Origin of the sequence: Citrobacter sp. Cpo126 (assembly GCF_030332445.1) — a bacterium.
Classification (GTDB): Bacteria; Pseudomonadota; Gammaproteobacteria; order Enterobacterales; family Enterobacteriaceae; genus Citrobacter; species Citrobacter portucalensis.
The window spans coordinates 69109-86487 of the sequence record NZ_JAOWHT010000026.1; the positions used below are offsets into that span (position 1 = coordinate 69109).

Here is a 17379-nt window from a genome sequence, read left to right on the forward strand (position 1 = left end):
AGCCCCCTATATTGGTTCCTAACTTAATCACGAGATAGGGCCAGTTGTATGCTTCAAAGTAATGAATACTTTTCCGGCAAAGTAAAATCGATCGGTTTTACCAGCAGCAGTACTGGCCGCGCCAGTGTAGGCGTGATGGCTGAAGGTGAATATACCTTTGGTACTGCGGCGCCTGAAGAGATGACGGTAGTTAGTGGCGCACTGAACGTGCTGCTGCCAGGGGAAACCGAGTGGAAAGTGTATGCCGCAGGAGACGTGTTTAACGTACCGGGCAATAGCGAGTTTCATCTGCAGGTAGCAGAGCCAACATCCTATCTTTGCCGTTACCTGTAAGCGTAAAAATGACGAATGGCGATATTGAGTCGCCATTCGCTAAACACGGCTTAACGTTGCGCTTCGCCGCCTAATCCTTCCACCAGACTTTTAATCAGCGCCGCCAGTTCACCTGTCATCAGGATGAAATCGGCATCAAAACGCTGAGCATAATCTTCGCGGTCGATATCTTCATTCTGATCGCGCAGCTCGTCGCTGAACTTCAGGCGCTTAATGGAGCCGTCGTCACACATAACGAACTGAATGCGCTGCTGCCAGTCGAGGGCCAGCTTAGTGACCAGTTTGCCCGCTTCGATATGCACGGCGATTTCGTCGCAGACCAGATCCTGCTTTTTCGCGCGGATCACACCGCCGTCTTCAAGGATCGCTTTCAGTTCAGCTTCATCCAGCAGTTGGAAGCCCTGCGCCGTGGTGCCGGAGCGAACCCATTCAGTCAGCGTCAGCTCAATAGGGTTTTCCATCGTCAGCGGAACGACCGGCAGCGAACCGAGACTCTTACGCAGCAGCGCCAGCGTATCTTCGGCTTTTTTCGCGCTCGCACAATCAACCATGATCAGATCGTTGACGGTATCGATCCACATCATTGTCTGGCTGAAGCGGCTAAAGGCGCGCGGCAGCAATGAGTGCAGAACTTCATCTTTCAGCGAGTCTTTTTCGGTCTTCTTAAGTTTGCGACCTTGCTCAGCTTCCAGTTTGAATATTTTGGCTTCCAGCGCCTGTTTGATAACCGGCGACGGCAGAATTTTTTCTTCTTTGCGGGCGCAGATAATAATTTGGCCATTGGCGGTATGCGTTAATGCATCGCTGTGCGATCCCATCGGCGGAACCCAGCCCATTTTTGCCATATCCTGGCTACCGCAAGGGGTGAACGTCATTGATGCCAGCTGTTTTTCCATCTCTTCGGCTCGCAAAGAAACATCGCGGCTAAGACGGTAAACCATTAAATTTTTGAACCACAGCATGATAATTTCCACGGCCTTGTCGTTAAATCCAGCGGGCATGATAGCGAATTGTCGCTATGCTTGCATTGTTAATCGGGAAGAGGAGCAAACAGTGCGTATAGGTATCGATTTGGGCGGTACGAAAACGGAAGTTATTGCGCTTGGCGATGCGGGCGAACAGCTTTTTCGCCATCGCCTGCCCACGCCGCGTGATGATTATCGGCAAACGATAGAAACCATTGCCACGCTGGTGGAGATGGCGGAAAACGCCACCGGTCAGACGGGAACCGTGGGAATGGGCATTCCAGGTTCAATCTCGCCCTACACCGGGGTGGTGAAGAATGCCAACTCGACCTGGCTTAACGGACAACCTTTTGACAAAGACCTGAGTTCGCGTCTGAATCGTGAAGTGCGGTTGGCAAATGATGCCAACTGTCTGGCGGTTTCAGAAGCGGTGGATGGTGCGGCGGCCGGGGCGCAAACCGTGTTTGCGGTGATTATCGGCACTGGATGTGGCGCAGGCGTGGCACTGAATGGTCGGGCGCACACGGGCGGTAACGGTACCGCGGGCGAGTGGGGGCATAATCCGCTGCCATGGATGGACGAAGATGAGCTGCGTTTCCGACAGGAAGTCCCCTGTTATTGCGGTAAACAAGGCTGCATTGAAACCTTCATTTCCGGGACCGGCTTTGCCACCGACTACCAGCGTCTGAGCGGTAAGCAGCTCAAAGGCAATGAAATTATCAGCCTTGTTACTGCGCAGGATGCTCTTGCGGAGCAGGCGTTGAGCCGCTATGAGCGTCGTCTGGCGAAATCACTGGCACATGTGGTGAATATTCTCGATCCGGACGTCATTGTGCTGGGGGGCGGAATGAGCAATGTCGATCGACTGTATCAAAACGTTCCGACGTTGATTAAGCAGTTTGTCTTTGGCGGCGAATGCGAAACGCCTCTACGCAAGGCGCTACACGGGGATTCCAGCGGTGTACGCGGTGCGGCCTGGCTGTGGCCGCAGGAGTAAGGTTCGCGTAGCCGGGTAGCGCAGATGCTATCCGGCAGCGTGTGTCATCTGGGGTACTGCGCGCTTCAGGCGACCGTACAGCAACAGTGACGACATCGCAGAAAACGACAGCAGTGCCGCCGGCAGCGTCACGTAGTTGTAGGCAAAGCCCAGTGTCAGCATCATGCCACCGCTGTAGGCGCCAATCGCGCTGCCGAGGTTAAAGGCAATTTGCCCGCCAGCCGCACCCAGCAGCTCCCCTCCTTTAGCATTTTGCAGCAATAAAATTTGCAGCGGTGCCGACAGGGCAAACAGGCCCGCGCAGCAAATAAAGGCAAAGGTTAGCGACGCAGTTTTGATCCCGCCAAAGGCAAAGAGCAACAGCAGAGCCAGCACAATCACGAAGTCGGTTATCACCGCAATGCGCAGCGGCGTATAGCGACCAGACAGCCGACCGCTCAGCAGATTTCCCAACACCATTCCTAATCCTACCAGCATCATGATGAAGGTCATCAGCGCTTCGGAAAAGCCGGAGATGAACATCATGTATGGTTTGACGTAGCTAAACCAGGCGAAAACCCCGGCGTTACCAAACATGGTGGCGGAGAAAATGAGCCACGGGGCGGGGCTTTTCAAAAAGTGAAATTGTTCGCGCAGGTTTCCTTTTGCTTCATCGCTGATGTTGGGCACCCAAAAAGCGACCGAGACCATCACGGCGATATTAAAGACGGCAATCAGCAGGAACGTATAGCGCCAGCTAAATTCCTGACTCAGCCAGGTGCCGACGGGAATGCCAACCAGATTGGCAACGGTCATACCCGAAATCATGCCCGCGACGGCGGCGGTGACTTTTCCCGGGCGGGCGAGCTTCGACAGGATAATTGCGCCAACGCCAAAAAACGCGCCGTGCGGGAAGCCTGAAACAAGCCTGCCTACCGCCAGCATAAAATACGAGGAGGAGAGGGTGAAAATGGCGTTGCCAATCACACACAGCGTGACCAGAAACAGCAGAATATGCTTGAGCGAAAAGCGGCTGGAAAAGAGTGCAATAATGGGCGCGCCAAGCACCACGCCAAAGGCGTAAAACGAAATCATATGGCCAGCGGCAGGAATGGAGATTCCCACGTCCCGCGCCAATTCGGTGAGTACACCCATGATGCCAAACTCGGCCATGCCCAGCCCAAACGTCCCCAGGGCTAAAGAGAAAATGACTTTTTTCATACCACCTGTCATACACAGCAACAACAGCTAAGTAGGGCTAATGCTATCATATTTGTGAAGTCTGAACGAACGATTGCAATTATTCTTGAAAGCAATTATTTGCATGTTAGATGCCGATAACATACGGACTCGGAATTGTAGTCTTTTCAATATATAAAATACACTAAAATATTGTTTTATTGATGGGCGGTTTCTGGTTGGGAATGGGTTGTTGTATTCATAACGAATATGAATCGATAGTGATTTATTTTTTATATATAAAACGCATAGCTATAAATTATTTAAATATTGTTTTTCTTTGTGTGATTAATTTATTTTAACTTACTGTTTTATAATGGTATTGTTTTTTGTCTTTGTGCTATTGATGAAATAAAAATCATATTATATTATATATGCCGACCACAATATCCATTGGGTTAGAACGCATAAGATTCTATCTTTCGGACCTCTTCTGAGGACTGTTTGGGATTTTTATATGCAAAAGTCTTTGGCGGGAATTTCAGAGGCAGCATTCGAAAGATAATAAAATTTATTATAGGGAAATTTCATATGAAAAAGAAAGTACTCCTTTCTGCCTCTTTGTTGCTTGTTGCAGCTATCAATGTTGCGCATGCGGCAGACTTAACTGATGACCAGGGCACCGTCACTTTTACTGGTACCATTATTAACCCGCCTTGCCAGGTTGATACAGACAGCGAAGATGTTCAGGTACCCTTTACCCCGCTGGGGACGAACGCCTTTGCTGGTATTGGCGAAGAAGCGTCTCAGGTTCAGCCGTTTGCAATTAAACTGACTAAGTGCCCGGAAAATACTGTGGTAAACCTGACCTTTGCAGGTGATACCGCAACGGAAAATACGCAGCTGAAAGCGCTTACTGGCGGCGTTGATACCGGTGTTGGCATTGTGGTTTATGGCGCTGATGCCAGCAATGATAAAGTCGTTTTTAACGACGAAGCGAACTCTGCTTTTGCTCAAACGACCGGGGCAAGCGAAGAAAATGACCTGACGTTTAACTTCACATCAAAAGTTGTGGCAACCGTTGATCCGGCGAGTATCAAAGGCGGCGAGTTTGCCGCAACCACAACCTATACCATTTACTATCCATAAGGGATGTAGAGTGGGAGTGACGTAAGTTCAGACAGGATATGCCATAGGATAATCAGGGTATGTCCTGTAATTCTTTTCGAGATTTAGCCATAAGGGATGAATGATGAATCTCAACATTTCTGGTTTGCTGTTTTCAGCAATATTCATTCTTTTTCAAAACGCTGCTTCGGCGGGGGTGCAAATTAGCAATACGCGTATTATTTATCCTGGAGATGTGGATGAAGTTCAGGCAACGGTAAAAAACACGGGTAATGGTAATCAGCTTGTTCAGGCATGGGTTGATAACTTCGATAAGAATGATAAAAGTAAGCCTCCTCTTATTATTACTCCTCCGTTATTTAAACTTATTGGCGGACAGACGAATATCCTACATTTTATCTCAGTCGATAAAAATGACATCCTGAAAAAAGATCGTGAACAAATTTTTTGGGCTAATATCAAGTCTATCGAAGCGACGCCTAAAGTGTTATTACAACAAAGTAAGCTACAATTGGCTACCCGCAGCCGTATTAAGCTGATATGGCGACCAAAAGGATTAAATAAAAACGACGCGCAAGAAGCATACAAAAGCCTGATATTTTCTGTTTCAGGTGGACGTTTGGCTGTGGATAACCCGACGGCATACTATATTTCTTTGCATAATATGACCGTTGACGGCAAAGAGGTAAAGCCGCCGAAAGATACGCTTTCTGCTGTGTCTATGATGATTTCACCCTATTCAAAAATGATCTATTCCCTACCGGGTGGGAACGCTAAGTCTGTTCGATGGCGTGCAATCGACGACTACGGCAATGCCACTTCCGAACAGGAAAAGTCACTTTAAATTTGGCGGATAAGGATATCCACAATATGCGGCCTATCAATAATAATCATGAAATTCTCTCATTGAAATTATCAGCTATTGCCACCGCGTTGATGTTGTGTAGTCCGTTTTGTATCGCTGAATCACAAGTTGCTGATGATGAGTTTAATATTGATGCGCTACGTTTTGATTCCCCAATAGACAGCGCAGAGGCGATCCGTACTTTTTTAGACGATAATGCACTTGCACCAGGCGTCTACCTCAGTTCTGTTTATTTTAATAATCATTTTGTTGAAAAAAAGAATGTGACGTATGTGCTTAATGAAGCCCATACCGCACTCATTCCCGTGTTAAAAAAATCAGAACTGGCCGCCTATGGCGTCAATGTCAGCAAAATGCCATTGATGAAAACGATGTCTGATGACGCCACGGTTGATGATATCGGACGTTACATTGAAGAGGCTTCCTGGACTTTCTCCACTCAGCAACAACGGCTGGATATTCGTGTTCCGCAAGTTGCTGTTAATCAGGAAGTGCAGGGGTATATCGACCCTGATAATTGGGATGATGGGATACCTGCTGCACTGTTGGGTTATTACTATAGCGGCTCTAAAACACACTACAGCTCCCAGGGCTCGTCGACACAAAATTACCTGAGTTTAAACAGTGGACTGAATGTAGGGCCGTGGCGCATACGAAACAATGGAAATTACCAAAGCGGAGACGGTTGGGAAAACATTTCGACGTATATTCAGCGGGATATAAAGCGCCTGCGTAGCCAACTGACGCTCGGCGATAGCTCTACTGCGGGAGATATTTTTGACAGCCTTCCGATTCGTGGTATTCGTCTGCAAACAGATACCGCTATGCTGCCCTATAGCCAACAAGGGTTTGCGCCGGTGATCCGGGGGATTGCGAAAAGCGATGCTAAGGTGACCATTAAGCAAAATGGCTACACTCTCTATCAAACCTATGTCAGCGCAGGGGCGTTTGAAATTACGGATGTACCGCAGGTATCTTCCGGCAGTGATTTTGATATAACAATCACGGAGACTGATGGGAGCGAGCGTAGCTTCGTTCAGACGTCGTCTTCTTTACCTATCATGCAGCGACAGGGGGCATTGCAATATAGCGTTGCCGCCGGGCATTACCAAAATAATGATACATCAGAGGATCCTAATCTGGTCGAAGCGCAACTTATCTATGGGTTGCCTTATGGTTTTACCGTGTATAGCGGCGTGTTGGGCAGTGATTTTTATCGTTCCGCGGCATTAGGTTTTGGTATCGATCTTCATGATTTTGGCGCGTTTTCGTTTGATGCCACAACGGCCAGAAGCGAAGTGGCTGATAACGTCTGGCAGGGGATGTCTTATCGTGCCCAGTATGCGAAGAATATCGATACGACCAACACCAATCTTACGCTTGCGAGTTATCGTTACTCTACCCGTAATTTTTATACGTTTACGGAAACGTTAAATAACCGAACTAACGATATTGATGACGACAGTTTTTATGCTTATCGCAATACCAATAACCGTCGTAGCCGCTTTCAGGTAAATATCAGCCAGAGCCTGAATGAGCTAGGTTCTTTCTATATCTCCGGTTATCAGCAAGATTACTGGGGACTGGCGGGATATGAGCGCACGGTATCTGTCGGTTATAACCAGAACTGGGAACGGATCCGATTTATGCTCAACTATTCGTTGACGCAAACGCCAACCTCACATCGTGATGAGCAGGTTTCATTTACTGTCAGCATTCCCTTAGATAAATGGTTACCCAGTGCCTGGGCGAATTATACTTATACAGATAACCGTCATCGTAGTCAGCAACATCTGATTGGGATCAGTGGTACTGCATTGCAGGATGATAACCTTAATTATAATCTCCAGCAGTCCTGGGGGAATAATGGAATGGGGGAGAATGGAAGTATGAATGCCACCTGGCAAGGCTCATTTGGCTCTGTTTCTGGTGGGTACAATTATGACAACAACAGCCGGCAAGTGAATTATAAGTTACAAGGTGGGATTATCGGCCATGCTGGCGGGATTACTTTAGCACAGTCGCTACCTGAAACGGTGACCTTAGTCGATGCCGACGATGGACCTGATATTAAAGTAGAAAACAGTACCGGTGTATATACTAATTCCTATGGCTACGCCGTTATTCCATATGCCTCACCCTATCGAACGAATAACATTATATTGAATACAGCGAGTAACCCTCAGGTTGATATCGCGGAACCCGTCAAACAGGTAATTCCTTCGCGTGGTGCGGTCACACTGGCAACATTTTCTGCACGCACCGGTATACGTGTTTTGTTATCGCTACAACATAATGGAAATAACGTTCCTTTCGGCGCGCTTGCGGCATTGGCAGGAGAAAACGAAAAAAATTATGCCAGTATCGTGGGTGATAACGGACAGGTTTATTTAACCGGTGTATCGGCAGGCGATCGCGTTATGGTGAAGTGGGGTGAGAAAGCGACACAGCAGTGTACCGCGCAGATTGCTATTCCTGCCGATGAACTTACCAACAAAGCCGTTGCTATATTAGCGGCAGAGTGTAAATAAAGGTGAAAGTGATAATGATATCCTTCATTAGGTATGTGATTGTATTTTTTGTACTAAACTGGTCAGTGGTAAGTTATGCTTCATGTTATTATAGAAATGATACGACAGCTGCAACCTATACGGTCACCGTTCCGACTATTAACGCTCAGCGCGATGTCCCTGCAGGAACTGTCCTATGGGATAGCGGTTATCTTAGTGCTCCAAATCAATCCGATATATTTTGTAATGGGGTGCACCCAATCTATCGTGGATATGATGACTCATCATTGACGCTGGTAAATGGCGTTGAAGAATATGTTTATCAGACGAATAACCCAGGTATTGGGATTAAAATTTGGTGGTTGTCTGTTGAGAGTGGCAAAAGCTACTCACCAAGTGATGCCCGTATTTTTTATTCTCCGGCAAAGGCCGAGGGTAATAAAACATGTAATGGGTGTGAATACATAAATGTATCGGCAATGTTTGAGGTGCGATTAATCTCAACCGGGCAACCTATTACAGATACTCCCTTGCAATTATCACGATTTAGTGCTTCCCGAATATATGAATCCGCCGCCCAACTTCATATTAACTTTACCGATGCAGATGTGGTGGTTAACAGTGCCAGTTGTGTGCTTAATAGTAAGAATATTTCTGTTAATTTGGGACGTTACTTTAAAACTGTCAGTCTGAATAACCCGGGTGATACTGGTTATGCGGTTGATTTTAAAATTGATTTGACGTGCGATCCTGATACCAATGTCAATGTATTATTTTCTGGTACAACGGCAGCAGGCGATAGCACTATTCTGACATTAAATGATCTTGATTCTCCGGCGTCTGCGCAAGGTGTCGGTGTGCAAATTTTATATAACGATCGGTTAGTGACTTTTGGTGAACTCCTGCCCACGGTGAAAAATGTTGCAGAAGGGAGCGTCAACCTGCCGTTTAAAGCACACGTCATACGTTTAAATGAGAACTTGCGGGCCGGCGAAATCAACGCCACGGCGACCTTTGATATGATTTACCGCTAGCGGTTATTTTTTAAGCGTAAGAATAATATGCAGGGAATGATATTGCCGATCTTGTCGGCAATATCAATACGTCGAAAAATCAGCGTCATTCCACTCTGAAAGTGTTGTCGAGTTTGCTGTAGCCCAGCCCGTTGATTTTTTTCACTTTGATTTGCACCGGAATGCGTTCTTTCATTGCTTCGACGTGGCTGATCACGCCAATGGTTTTACCGGTAGCGTTGAGTGCATCCAGTGCGTCCAGCGCGGTATCCAGCGTTTCGCTGTCCAGCGTGCCGAAGCCTTCGTCGAGGAACAGGGAGTCAATTCGTGTTTTGTGGCTGACCAGATCGGACAATGCCAGCGCCAGCGCCAGACTCACCAGGAAGCTCTCGCCGCCGGAGAGCGTACGCGTGTCACGCACCGCATCGGCTTGCCAGGTATCGACCACCTCCAGCTCCAGCGCTTCGCTGGCCTTGCGCTGCAACAGATAGCGACCGTGTAGACGGGTTAACTGGTTGTTGGCAAGCCAGACCAGGTTATCCAGCGTCAGTCCCTGGGCAAATTTGCGGAACTTATCTCCCTCTTTCGAGCCGATCAGCGCATTCAGATAGCCCCAGTCTTCGACCTGTTGCGCGACGTTATCAATCTCCTGCATCAGCGCCTGCTGTTGCTGGCGGTTTTCAGCATCCTGCCTGAGTTGCTGGCGAATCTCTCCCTGACGAGTGGTGTTATCCCGCAGCAGTTGGGTGAGCTGCGCCAGCGTGTCGCGAAGATGTTGTGCCGTGAGCGTGAGATCCACCCCGGTTGGTTGCTGCTGTTGATGAGTCACCAGCGCCTGCTGGGCCTGATTAAGCAGCGTTTGTGCCTGTTGTTGCTGGACTTCCAGCGATTGTTTCAACTGCTCAAGACGGTTGAAGGTCTCTTCATCCAGCAGGGCGGCGATAAAGGCGTCACGATTGTCAAAGATGCTGGCCTGCAATGCGGCATCAAACTGCGCCTGAATGTCTGCGGCGCGCTGAACGTCCTGTGCTTCCTGCTGCTGCAAGGTTTGCCACTGTCCCTGTAAAGAGAGGCAATCGTCGTGCACCTGCCGCCAGTTTTCCAGCGACAGATCCTCAATGATTTCAGAAAGCGCCTCAGATTCTGGCAGCGTTTCCAGCAGCGGCGCAAGCTGGGCAATCCGGGCCTGTAACTCAGTCAGTTCATTCTGGCGCTGTTGCCACATTTGCGCTTCGTTCGCCCGTTCTCTTAGCCATGAGGAGACTTCATCCTCGGGCGGAAGGGCCAGACCATGACGGTCCAGCTCTGAGGTTAACGTTGCCTGGCGCTGGTCAATATGCTGTTGGAGTTGAGTAATCTGTTCGGTATGCGCGGCGATTTGCGCCTGCAGGGTATGACGCAAGCTTAACTGGTGAAGCTGTTGTTCGTACTCTTCCTGAGCGGCTAGCCACGGGGCAATGTCATCCTGCGGTTGTAGCGATACGTTGAGGCTGGCGGTAACGGTCAACCACTCTTTAGTAAGTGCTTGCTCCTCCTGAGAAAGCCTCTGTGCTTCATGTTCATCGCGCTGAAGTTGCTGCGTTATCGCCTCAAGCTGCCCGCGCAGGGTTGAACCCTCATCGGCCAGCGTTTTGACCTCTTTTTCCAGCGCTTCACGTCGTGCCTGATTTACGCTCAGCTCAAGCGTCTGGTAACGCTCGATAGCCGGATGTGTGGTAGAGCCACAAAGCGGACAAGGTTTGCCGGATTCCAGTAATGCCCGATGGCTTTCCAGATCTTTGATGCGGGCTTCCTGCTCGCAAATGAGTCTCACATCGGCAAGTTGCTGATTTTTATCTTTATAGCGCTGACGTTTCTCGGCAAGTACCGCGTTGCGCTGGGTCAGCTCTTGCTGGCGCTGCACCAGTGAAGCGCGTAGCTGTGCCAGCTGCTTTTGCTTCGGGGCGATTTGCCCGTGCAGATTACTGAGGCGCTGGCGTAGTGGACGAAGCTGCACATGTTGCGCCTGCGCTTCTGTCACTTCCTGCGGCGAAAGGGTCAACGTGGGAAGCTGAAGGGCATCGAGTTTACGTGTGTCGTTCTCCCGCAGCTGCTGCCACTGGCGTAGCTGGGCGCTGGCGTCGGACTGTTGCGCCAGCAGCGCTTTCCATCCTGCCAGTTCGCTACTCCATAAGCGGAAGCGGTCATGTTCGTTCAGCCAGTTGGTTAACGTCTGTTGTTCGGCGAGTATCGCGGTCGATTGCGTGTGCGCTTGCTGACGGATACGCCCGCGCAGCGCTAAGCTGCTTTGTAAGCGAGTATTCACTTCCTGAATCTTCTGGCGCATACGCTCGATAGTAGCCGTTTGTTCCTGGATTCGCTCCCAGTGAGGGCGCAATGCTCTGGCCGGCTGCGCCAGGCTCAGCGCTGCCAGCTGCGGCTGCGCGTCTTCTTGCGCCTGAAGTGCTGCCTGTAATGCCTGCTGGTGGCGGTTTATGTCCGTCTGAAGCTCATTTTGCCGAATAAGCCAGTTGAGGTGCTGTTGCTGGGTTTGTTGGCTGGTAAGGTATTGTTTTTCTTCGTCAGTAAGTACCTGCAAACTTTCCGTCAGGGACTGCACCTGCTCTGGTGCTAACAGCGCCACGCCGCTGGCCTGGGCCTGCAGTTTTTCCAGCTCCGTACGCGCCGACTTGTGCTTTTCAAACACCATGGCGGAGATTTGGCCGTAGATCTCAGTACCAGTTAACTCCTCCAGAAGCTCGGCGCGCTCTTTCGGTTTGGCATTAAGAAAGGCGGCAAACTGGCCCTGAGACAGTAGCATCGAACGGGTAAAACGCCCGTAGTCCAGCCCGGTAAGCTCGGCGGTCATCTCCAGCTTGTCTTTGACTTTATCGGCGAGGATTTTACCGTCAGCGCAGCGGGCTAGCTCTACGCGCGGGACCTGCAGGTTGCCCTCGGGCTGATTGCGCGCCCGGTTCTGGCTCCAGAATGCGCGGTAGGCTTCGCCGCGCACCTCAAACTCAACTTCGGCCAGACACTCCGCGGTATCGCGAGTCATCAGGTCGTTTTGCGACTGTGACACGGTATTCAGGCGCGGTGTTTCGTGGTACAGGGCGAGGCAAATCGCGTCCAGCAGGGTGGTTTTCCCCGCGCCCGTTGGCCCGGTAATGGCGAACAACCCGTTGCTGGCAAAAGGTTCTGCTGTGAAATCGACTTTCCATTCTCCCTTCAGGGAGTTGAGGTTCTTCAGGCGCAGGCTGAGAATTTTCATGCTTCACTCTCCCCGGCAAGCGTGTGTAAGGTTGCGCTAAACAGCTGATTCAACCGCTCACGCTGAGGCTCCTCGAGCTCTTCCAGCGCCAGGCGGCGGTCAAAAACTTCCGTTACGCTTAGCTCGCTTAACGTTTCGCGTCGTTCATTGGCCATAATACGTTCACGTTGTTCCCGACTGCGGCGCACCAATAACACCTCGACCGGTAAATCTTCGGTTAAGGCCTGGATCTTACGTTGCATGTCATGCAGATAGTCGTCGGTGGTGATTTCAATATCCAGCCATATCGGCGGCTCTTGTGGCACGTTACGCCACTGTTCAAGCTGGGCGGTAATGGCGGCTAAATCGCCTTTCAGTACCGCAAGCGGCTGGGTGACCGGTACGGTGAGATTTTCAACGGCGCTGAGTCTCCCCGCTTCGAAACTCACCAGATGTACACATTTGCTTTTGCCGCACTCGTCAAAACTGAGGGCAATCGGTGAACCGCAGTAGCGAATATGGTCCGTCCCGCCGATAACCTGCGCCCGGTGAATATGCCCCAGTGCGATGTAGTCCGCAGGTGGAAAGTTTTGCGCCGGAAAGGCGTCCAGCGTACCGATATAAATGTCACGTACGGCGTCACTTTTACTGGCGCCAACGGTGGTCAAATGCCCGGTCGCAATGATGGGCAGGTTTCGCTCGCCACGCAGCGTGCAGGCGTCCTGATACTGCTGCTGGTAATAGTCGGTGATTGCCCCCAGCAGATGCTGCTGTTTTTCTTGTCCGGTTAGCCCGGCCTGGCTGGTAATGATGTCACGTGGTCGTAAGAAAGGAACCGGACACAGGATCGCTCCCGGCGTGCCATCACGTTGCGGCAGCACCTGCGGCGCATGGCCGGCGCTGGCAACGACCGTGGTATTGAGAAACGCCAGAATATCGCGGGATTCATTGAGCGTGGCGACGGAATCGTGGTTGCCTGCCAGCACGACCAGATGACAGCCAGTTTGCTGCAAATTGACGACAAAACGGTTATACAGCTCACGGGCGTAGCTTGGCGGTGAGCCGGTATCGAAAATATCGCCCGCCACAATAATGGCATCCACCTGCTGGGATTGTGCCGTTTCCAGCAGCCAGTCGAGAAAGGCCTGATGTTCAGCGGCGCGGCTCTTGCTGTAGAAATTTTGGCCCAGATGCCAGTCAGACGTGTGAAGGATGCGCATAAGAGTTCCATGACGATAAAACAGTGGCGGGGATTATAACCTTTCAAGGACGGTAATATCTTGTCTCCGGGCTGTCATAATTCGTCTGGCTGCGTTAAACCTGGACTATCTTTTCATAAATCTGTCATAAAACTGACGCATAATGGCACCGTATTGATGGCAAACGATTTAATTATAAACAGGGCAAATCATGGCGAGACGTATTCTGGTCGTAGAAGATGAAGCTCCAATTCGTGAAATGGTCTGCTTCGTGCTCGAGCAAAACGGTTTTCAACCCGTAGAAGCCGAAGACTATGACAGTGCTGTGAACCAACTCAATGAACCCTGGCCGGATCTCGTCCTGCTTGACTGGATGCTTCCCGGCGGCTCGGGTCTACAGTTTATTAAGCATCTCAAGCGCGAAGCCATGACGCGGGACATCCCCGTGATGATGCTGACGGCGAGGGGAGAAGAGGAAGATCGCGTCCGGGGTCTGGAAACCGGTGCGGATGACTATATTACCAAGCCGTTTTCTCCCAAGGAGCTGGTGGCGCGTATTAAAGCTGTGCTGCGTCGAATTTCCCCCATGGCGGTGGAAGAGGTTATTGAGATGCAGGGGCTGAGTCTTGATCCCACTTCGCATCGCGTGATGACCGGCGAAGAACCGCTGGATATGGGGCCGACCGAATTCAAACTGTTGCACTTCTTTATGACTCACCCCGAACGCGTATACAGTCGTGAACAACTCCTCAATCATGTCTGGGGAACCAATGTCTACGTAGAAGACCGGACAGTGGATGTGCATATCCGCCGCTTACGTAAAGCGCTGGAGCACAGCGGACACGATCGTATGGTGCAGACAGTTCGCGGGACGGGATATCGTTTTTCGACCCGCTTTTGACTGACAAGAATCAGGGCCTGATGGATTAGGCCGTTTATGGAGTAAGACGTTTGCTAGAACGATTGTCATGGAAAAGGTTGGTACTGGAGCTGATCCTGTGCTGCATACCGGCATTTATCCTTAGCGCTTTTTTCGGTTACCTGCCCTGGTTTTTACTGGCGTCGGTAACGGGCCTGCTTATCTGGCATTTCTGGAATTTATTACGTTTATCCTGGTGGTTATGGGTCGACAGAAGTATGACGCCGCCACCGGGGCGAGGCAGTTGGGAGCCGTTGTTATATGGGCTGCATCAAATGCAGCTTCGCAACAAAAAGCGCCGTCGAGAACTGGGTAACCTGATTAAACGTTTTCGCAGCGGGGCGGAATCACTACCCGACGCGGTGGTGTTGACCACCGAAGAAGGCGGTATCTTCTGGTGTAACGGACTGGCTCAGCAGGTTCTGGGACTGCGTTGGCCGGACGATAGCGGGCAAAATATTCTTAACCTGCTGCGCTACCCGGAATTCACACAATATCTGAAAACGCGCGATTTTAGCCGGCCAATCAATCTGGTGCTCAATACCGGACGGCATCTGGAAATTCGCGTGATGCCCTATACCGATAAGCAATTGTTGATGGTGGCGCGCGACGTTACCCAGATGCACCAGCTGGAAGGTTCACGGCGTAACTTTTTCGCCAACGCCAGCCATGAGTTGCGCACACCGCTGACGGTGCTGCAAGGCTACCTGGAAATGATGCAGGAGCATCCGTTGGAAGGGACAACGCGCGAAAAAGCGCTGCATACCATGCGCGAACAAACGTACCGTATGGAAGGCCTGGTGAAGCAGCTGCTGACGCTGTCAAAAATTGAAGCTGCGCCGACGTTGCAGCTGAATGAGAAAGTCGATGTGCCCATGATGCTGCGCGTGATCGAGCACGAAGCGCAAACCCTGAGCCAGCATAAACATACGTTTACCTTTGATGTCGATAACAGCCTGAACGTGCGAGGCAACGAGGAGCAGTTGCGTAGCGCTATCTCGAATCTCGTGTACAACGCGGTGAACCACACACCAGCGGGAACGCACATTACCGTACGCTGGCAGCATGTGGCGTCGGGGGCGGAGTTTTGCGTGGAAGACAACGGTCCGGGCATTGCCCCCGAGCATATACCACGTTTGACCGAGCGTTTTTATCGTGTGGATAAGGCGAGATCGCGACAAACGGGCGGTAGCGGGCTGGGTCTGGCTATCGTGAAACATGCGCTGCATCATCACGACAGCCGTTTGAACATCGAAAGCGAACCAGGCAAAGGGACGCGATTTAGTTTCATGATCCCGGAACGTTTCATTGCCAAAAGTAACGGCTAAGACGTATTCGTAAGATAATCTTTCCAAAAGCCAGCGCAAGCTGGTTTTTTTTATGTGGTCAATAGATGCCTCCTGAATTTTACGACGTTTGATTGTTTTTTGTTCGAATGATTACCCATACCTTTTTCCATGAAATGGTGTTTTGTGCTAACTCTATTTTTCATATCGCTATATTGTTCTGGTTTTTGGATCCCACCTTGCTTTAAAACGTTATAAGCGTTTAAATTGCGCTCCAGGTGCTGTCATACCGACTGCATTTACGCGGTAAATCGAAAAACTATTCTTCGCCGCGCCAGGTCGGGAGTGTTTCCCGCTGGAATTGAGCAAAAATGCCGCTGTATTGTCCCCCAGGGAAAGGCAAAAATTTACTATTTTCAACACCACATCCACAGGCAGTAAGACTTTATGACCCATCAGTTAAAATCGCGCGATATTATCGCTTTGGGATTTATGACATTTGCACTGTTCGTTGGTGCAGGTAACATCATCTTCCCTCCAATGGTTGGTTTGCAGGCAGGTGAACACGTCTGGACTGCGGCTTTTGGCTTTTTGATTACGGCCGTTGGCCTGCCGGTTCTTACCGTTGTCGCGCTGGCGAAAGTCGGCGGTGGTGTGGACCGACTGAGCACGCCTATCGGTAAAGTTGCCGGTCTGCTGCTGGCGACCGTTTGCTATCTGGCCGTTGGGCCGTTATTCGCTACCCCGCGTACCGCGACGGTCTCTTTCGAAGTCGGGATTGCACCGCTGACTGGTGATTCTGCGCTGCCGCTGTTTATCTATAGCGTTATCTATTTCGCGATTGTCATTCTGGTTTCGCTTTATCCGGGCAAACTGCTGGATACGGTGGGTAATTTCCTGGCACCGCTGAAAATTCTGGCGCTGGTGGTCCTGTCTGTCGCTGCAATCGTCTGGCCAGCAGGCCCGATCAGTAATGCGATGGAAGCCTATCAAACTGCGGCGTTTTCTAATGGCTTCGTGAACGGGTATCTGACCATGGATACGCTGGGCGCGATGGTGTTTGGTATTGTTATCGTTAACGCCGCTCGCTCGCGTGGTGTTACTGAAGCGCGTCTGCTGACTCGTTATACCGTTTGGGCGGGTTTAATGGCGGGTGTGGGCTTAACGCTGCTGTATCTCGCGCTGTTCCGTCTGGGTTCAGATAGCGCGATTCTGGTCGATCAGTCTGCTAACGGCGCGGCGATTCTGCATGCGTATGTTCAGCACACCTTTGGCGGTGCAGGAAGCTTCCTGCTGGCGGCGCTGATTTTCATCGCCTGTCTGGTCACCGCGGTTGGCCTGACCTGTGCGTGCGCAGAGTTCTTTGCCCAGTACGTTCCACTGTCTTATCGCACGCTGGTATTTATCCTCGGCGGCTTCTCGATGGTGGTTTCTAACCTGGGTCTGAGCCATCTGATTCAGATCTCTATTCCTGTGCTGACGGCTATCTATCCGCCATGTATCGCACTGGTTGTATTAAGCTTTACCCGCTCATGGTGGCATAATTCTTCCCGCGTCATTGCTCCTGCGATGTTTATCAGCCTGATTTTTGGTATCCTTGATGGCATTAAAGCTTCTGCAATTGGCGACGTGTTACCGGCCTGGACCCAGCGTTTACCGCTGGCGGAGCAGGGGCTGGCGTGGTTGATGCCAACAGTCGTGATGGTGGTCCTGGCAGTTATCTGGGATCGCGCCGCGGGTCGACAAGTGACCTCCAGCGCACACTAATATCACTGAC

Annotated in this window: 13 protein-coding genes; 9 read left to right on the plus strand and 4 right to left on the minus strand. The window is 50.7% G+C overall.

The window, feature by feature from the left end:
* Positions 1–48: 48 nt before the first annotated feature.
* Complete coding sequence (gene ppnP, locus OGY17_RS04485) at positions 49–333, plus strand: pyrimidine/purine nucleoside phosphorylase (RefSeq protein ID WP_003021477.1); 285 nt, start codon at positions 49–51, stop codon at positions 331–333.
* Positions 334–383: 50 nt separating this feature from the next.
* Here the strand turns inward: ppnP and rdgC are convergent, their stop codons facing one another.
* Positions 384–1295: a recombination-associated protein RdgC gene (rdgC, locus tag OGY17_RS04490; protein ID WP_003021479.1), complete on the minus strand. Its 912-nt coding sequence runs from the start codon at positions 1293–1295 to the stop codon at positions 384–386.
* A 91-nt stretch (positions 1296–1386) separates the two neighbouring features.
* Here rdgC and mak point away from each other — a divergent pair, with 91 nt between their 5' ends.
* A complete protein-coding gene (gene mak / locus OGY17_RS04495; RefSeq protein ID WP_100272848.1) occupies positions 1387–2295 on the plus strand; it encodes a fructokinase in 909 nt (302 codons plus the stop codon).
* A 27-nt stretch (positions 2296–2322) separates the two neighbouring features.
* Here the strand turns inward: mak and araJ are convergent, their stop codons facing one another.
* Complete coding sequence (araJ, locus tag OGY17_RS04500; protein ID WP_020996583.1) at positions 2323–3495, minus strand: MFS transporter AraJ; 1173 nt, start codon at positions 3493–3495, stop codon at positions 2323–2325.
* A 549-nt stretch (positions 3496–4044) separates the two neighbouring features.
* On the opposite strand from araJ, the gene OGY17_RS04505 reads away from it, so the two are divergent.
* The 4 genes from OGY17_RS04505 (at position 4045) to OGY17_RS04520 (ending at position 8990) form a co-directional block, all read left to right on the plus strand.
* Complete coding sequence (locus tag OGY17_RS04505; RefSeq protein WP_057067587.1) at positions 4045–4602, plus strand: fimbrial protein; 558 nt, start codon at positions 4045–4047, stop codon at positions 4600–4602.
* A gap of 100 nt (positions 4603–4702) precedes the next feature.
* Positions 4703–5425, plus strand: a complete 723-nt coding sequence (locus tag OGY17_RS04510; RefSeq protein WP_286606492.1) for a fimbrial biogenesis chaperone — start codon at positions 4703–4705, stop codon at positions 5423–5425.
* Between the two features lie 2 nt (positions 5426–5427).
* Positions 5428–7977, plus strand: coding sequence for a fimbria/pilus outer membrane usher protein (locus OGY17_RS04515; protein WP_286606495.1), 2550 nt, complete (start codon positions 5428–5430; stop codon positions 7975–7977).
* Between the two features lie 14 nt (positions 7978–7991).
* Positions 7992–8990, plus strand: coding sequence for a fimbrial protein (locus OGY17_RS04520; protein WP_286606498.1), 999 nt, complete (start codon positions 7992–7994; stop codon positions 8988–8990).
* A gap of 85 nt (positions 8991–9075) precedes the next feature.
* Here the strand turns inward: OGY17_RS04520 and sbcC are convergent, their stop codons facing one another.
* Positions 9076–12219, minus strand: a complete 3144-nt coding sequence (sbcC, locus tag OGY17_RS04525) for an exonuclease subunit SbcC (protein ID WP_286606500.1) — start codon at positions 12217–12219, stop codon at positions 9076–9078.
* Positions 12216–13418: an exonuclease subunit SbcD gene (gene sbcD, locus OGY17_RS04530; RefSeq protein ID WP_032942519.1), complete on the minus strand. Its 1203-nt coding sequence runs from the start codon at positions 13416–13418 to the stop codon at positions 12216–12218. Before sbcD ends, sbcC begins: the two co-directional genes overlap by 4 nt.
* A 190-nt stretch (positions 13419–13608) precedes the next feature.
* On the opposite strand from sbcD, the gene phoB reads away from it, so the two are divergent.
* From phoB to brnQ, 3 genes are all read left to right on the plus strand, one after another.
* The gene (phoB, locus tag OGY17_RS04535) at positions 13609–14298 is read left to right on the plus strand and encodes a phosphate response regulator transcription factor PhoB (RefSeq protein WP_003830970.1); all 690 of its coding nucleotides are present in this window, start codon (positions 13609–13611) and stop codon (positions 14296–14298) included.
* A 50-nt stretch (positions 14299–14348) separates the two neighbouring features.
* Positions 14349–15644, plus strand: a complete 1296-nt coding sequence (gene phoR, locus OGY17_RS04540) for a phosphate regulon sensor histidine kinase PhoR (RefSeq protein ID WP_003830971.1) — start codon at positions 14349–14351, stop codon at positions 15642–15644.
* Between the two features lie 405 nt (positions 15645–16049).
* Positions 16050–17369, plus strand: coding sequence for a branched-chain amino acid transporter carrier protein BrnQ (gene brnQ, locus OGY17_RS04545; RefSeq protein ID WP_003021501.1), 1320 nt, complete (start codon positions 16050–16052; stop codon positions 17367–17369).
* The last annotated feature ends 10 nt before the right edge of the window (positions 17370–17379 follow it).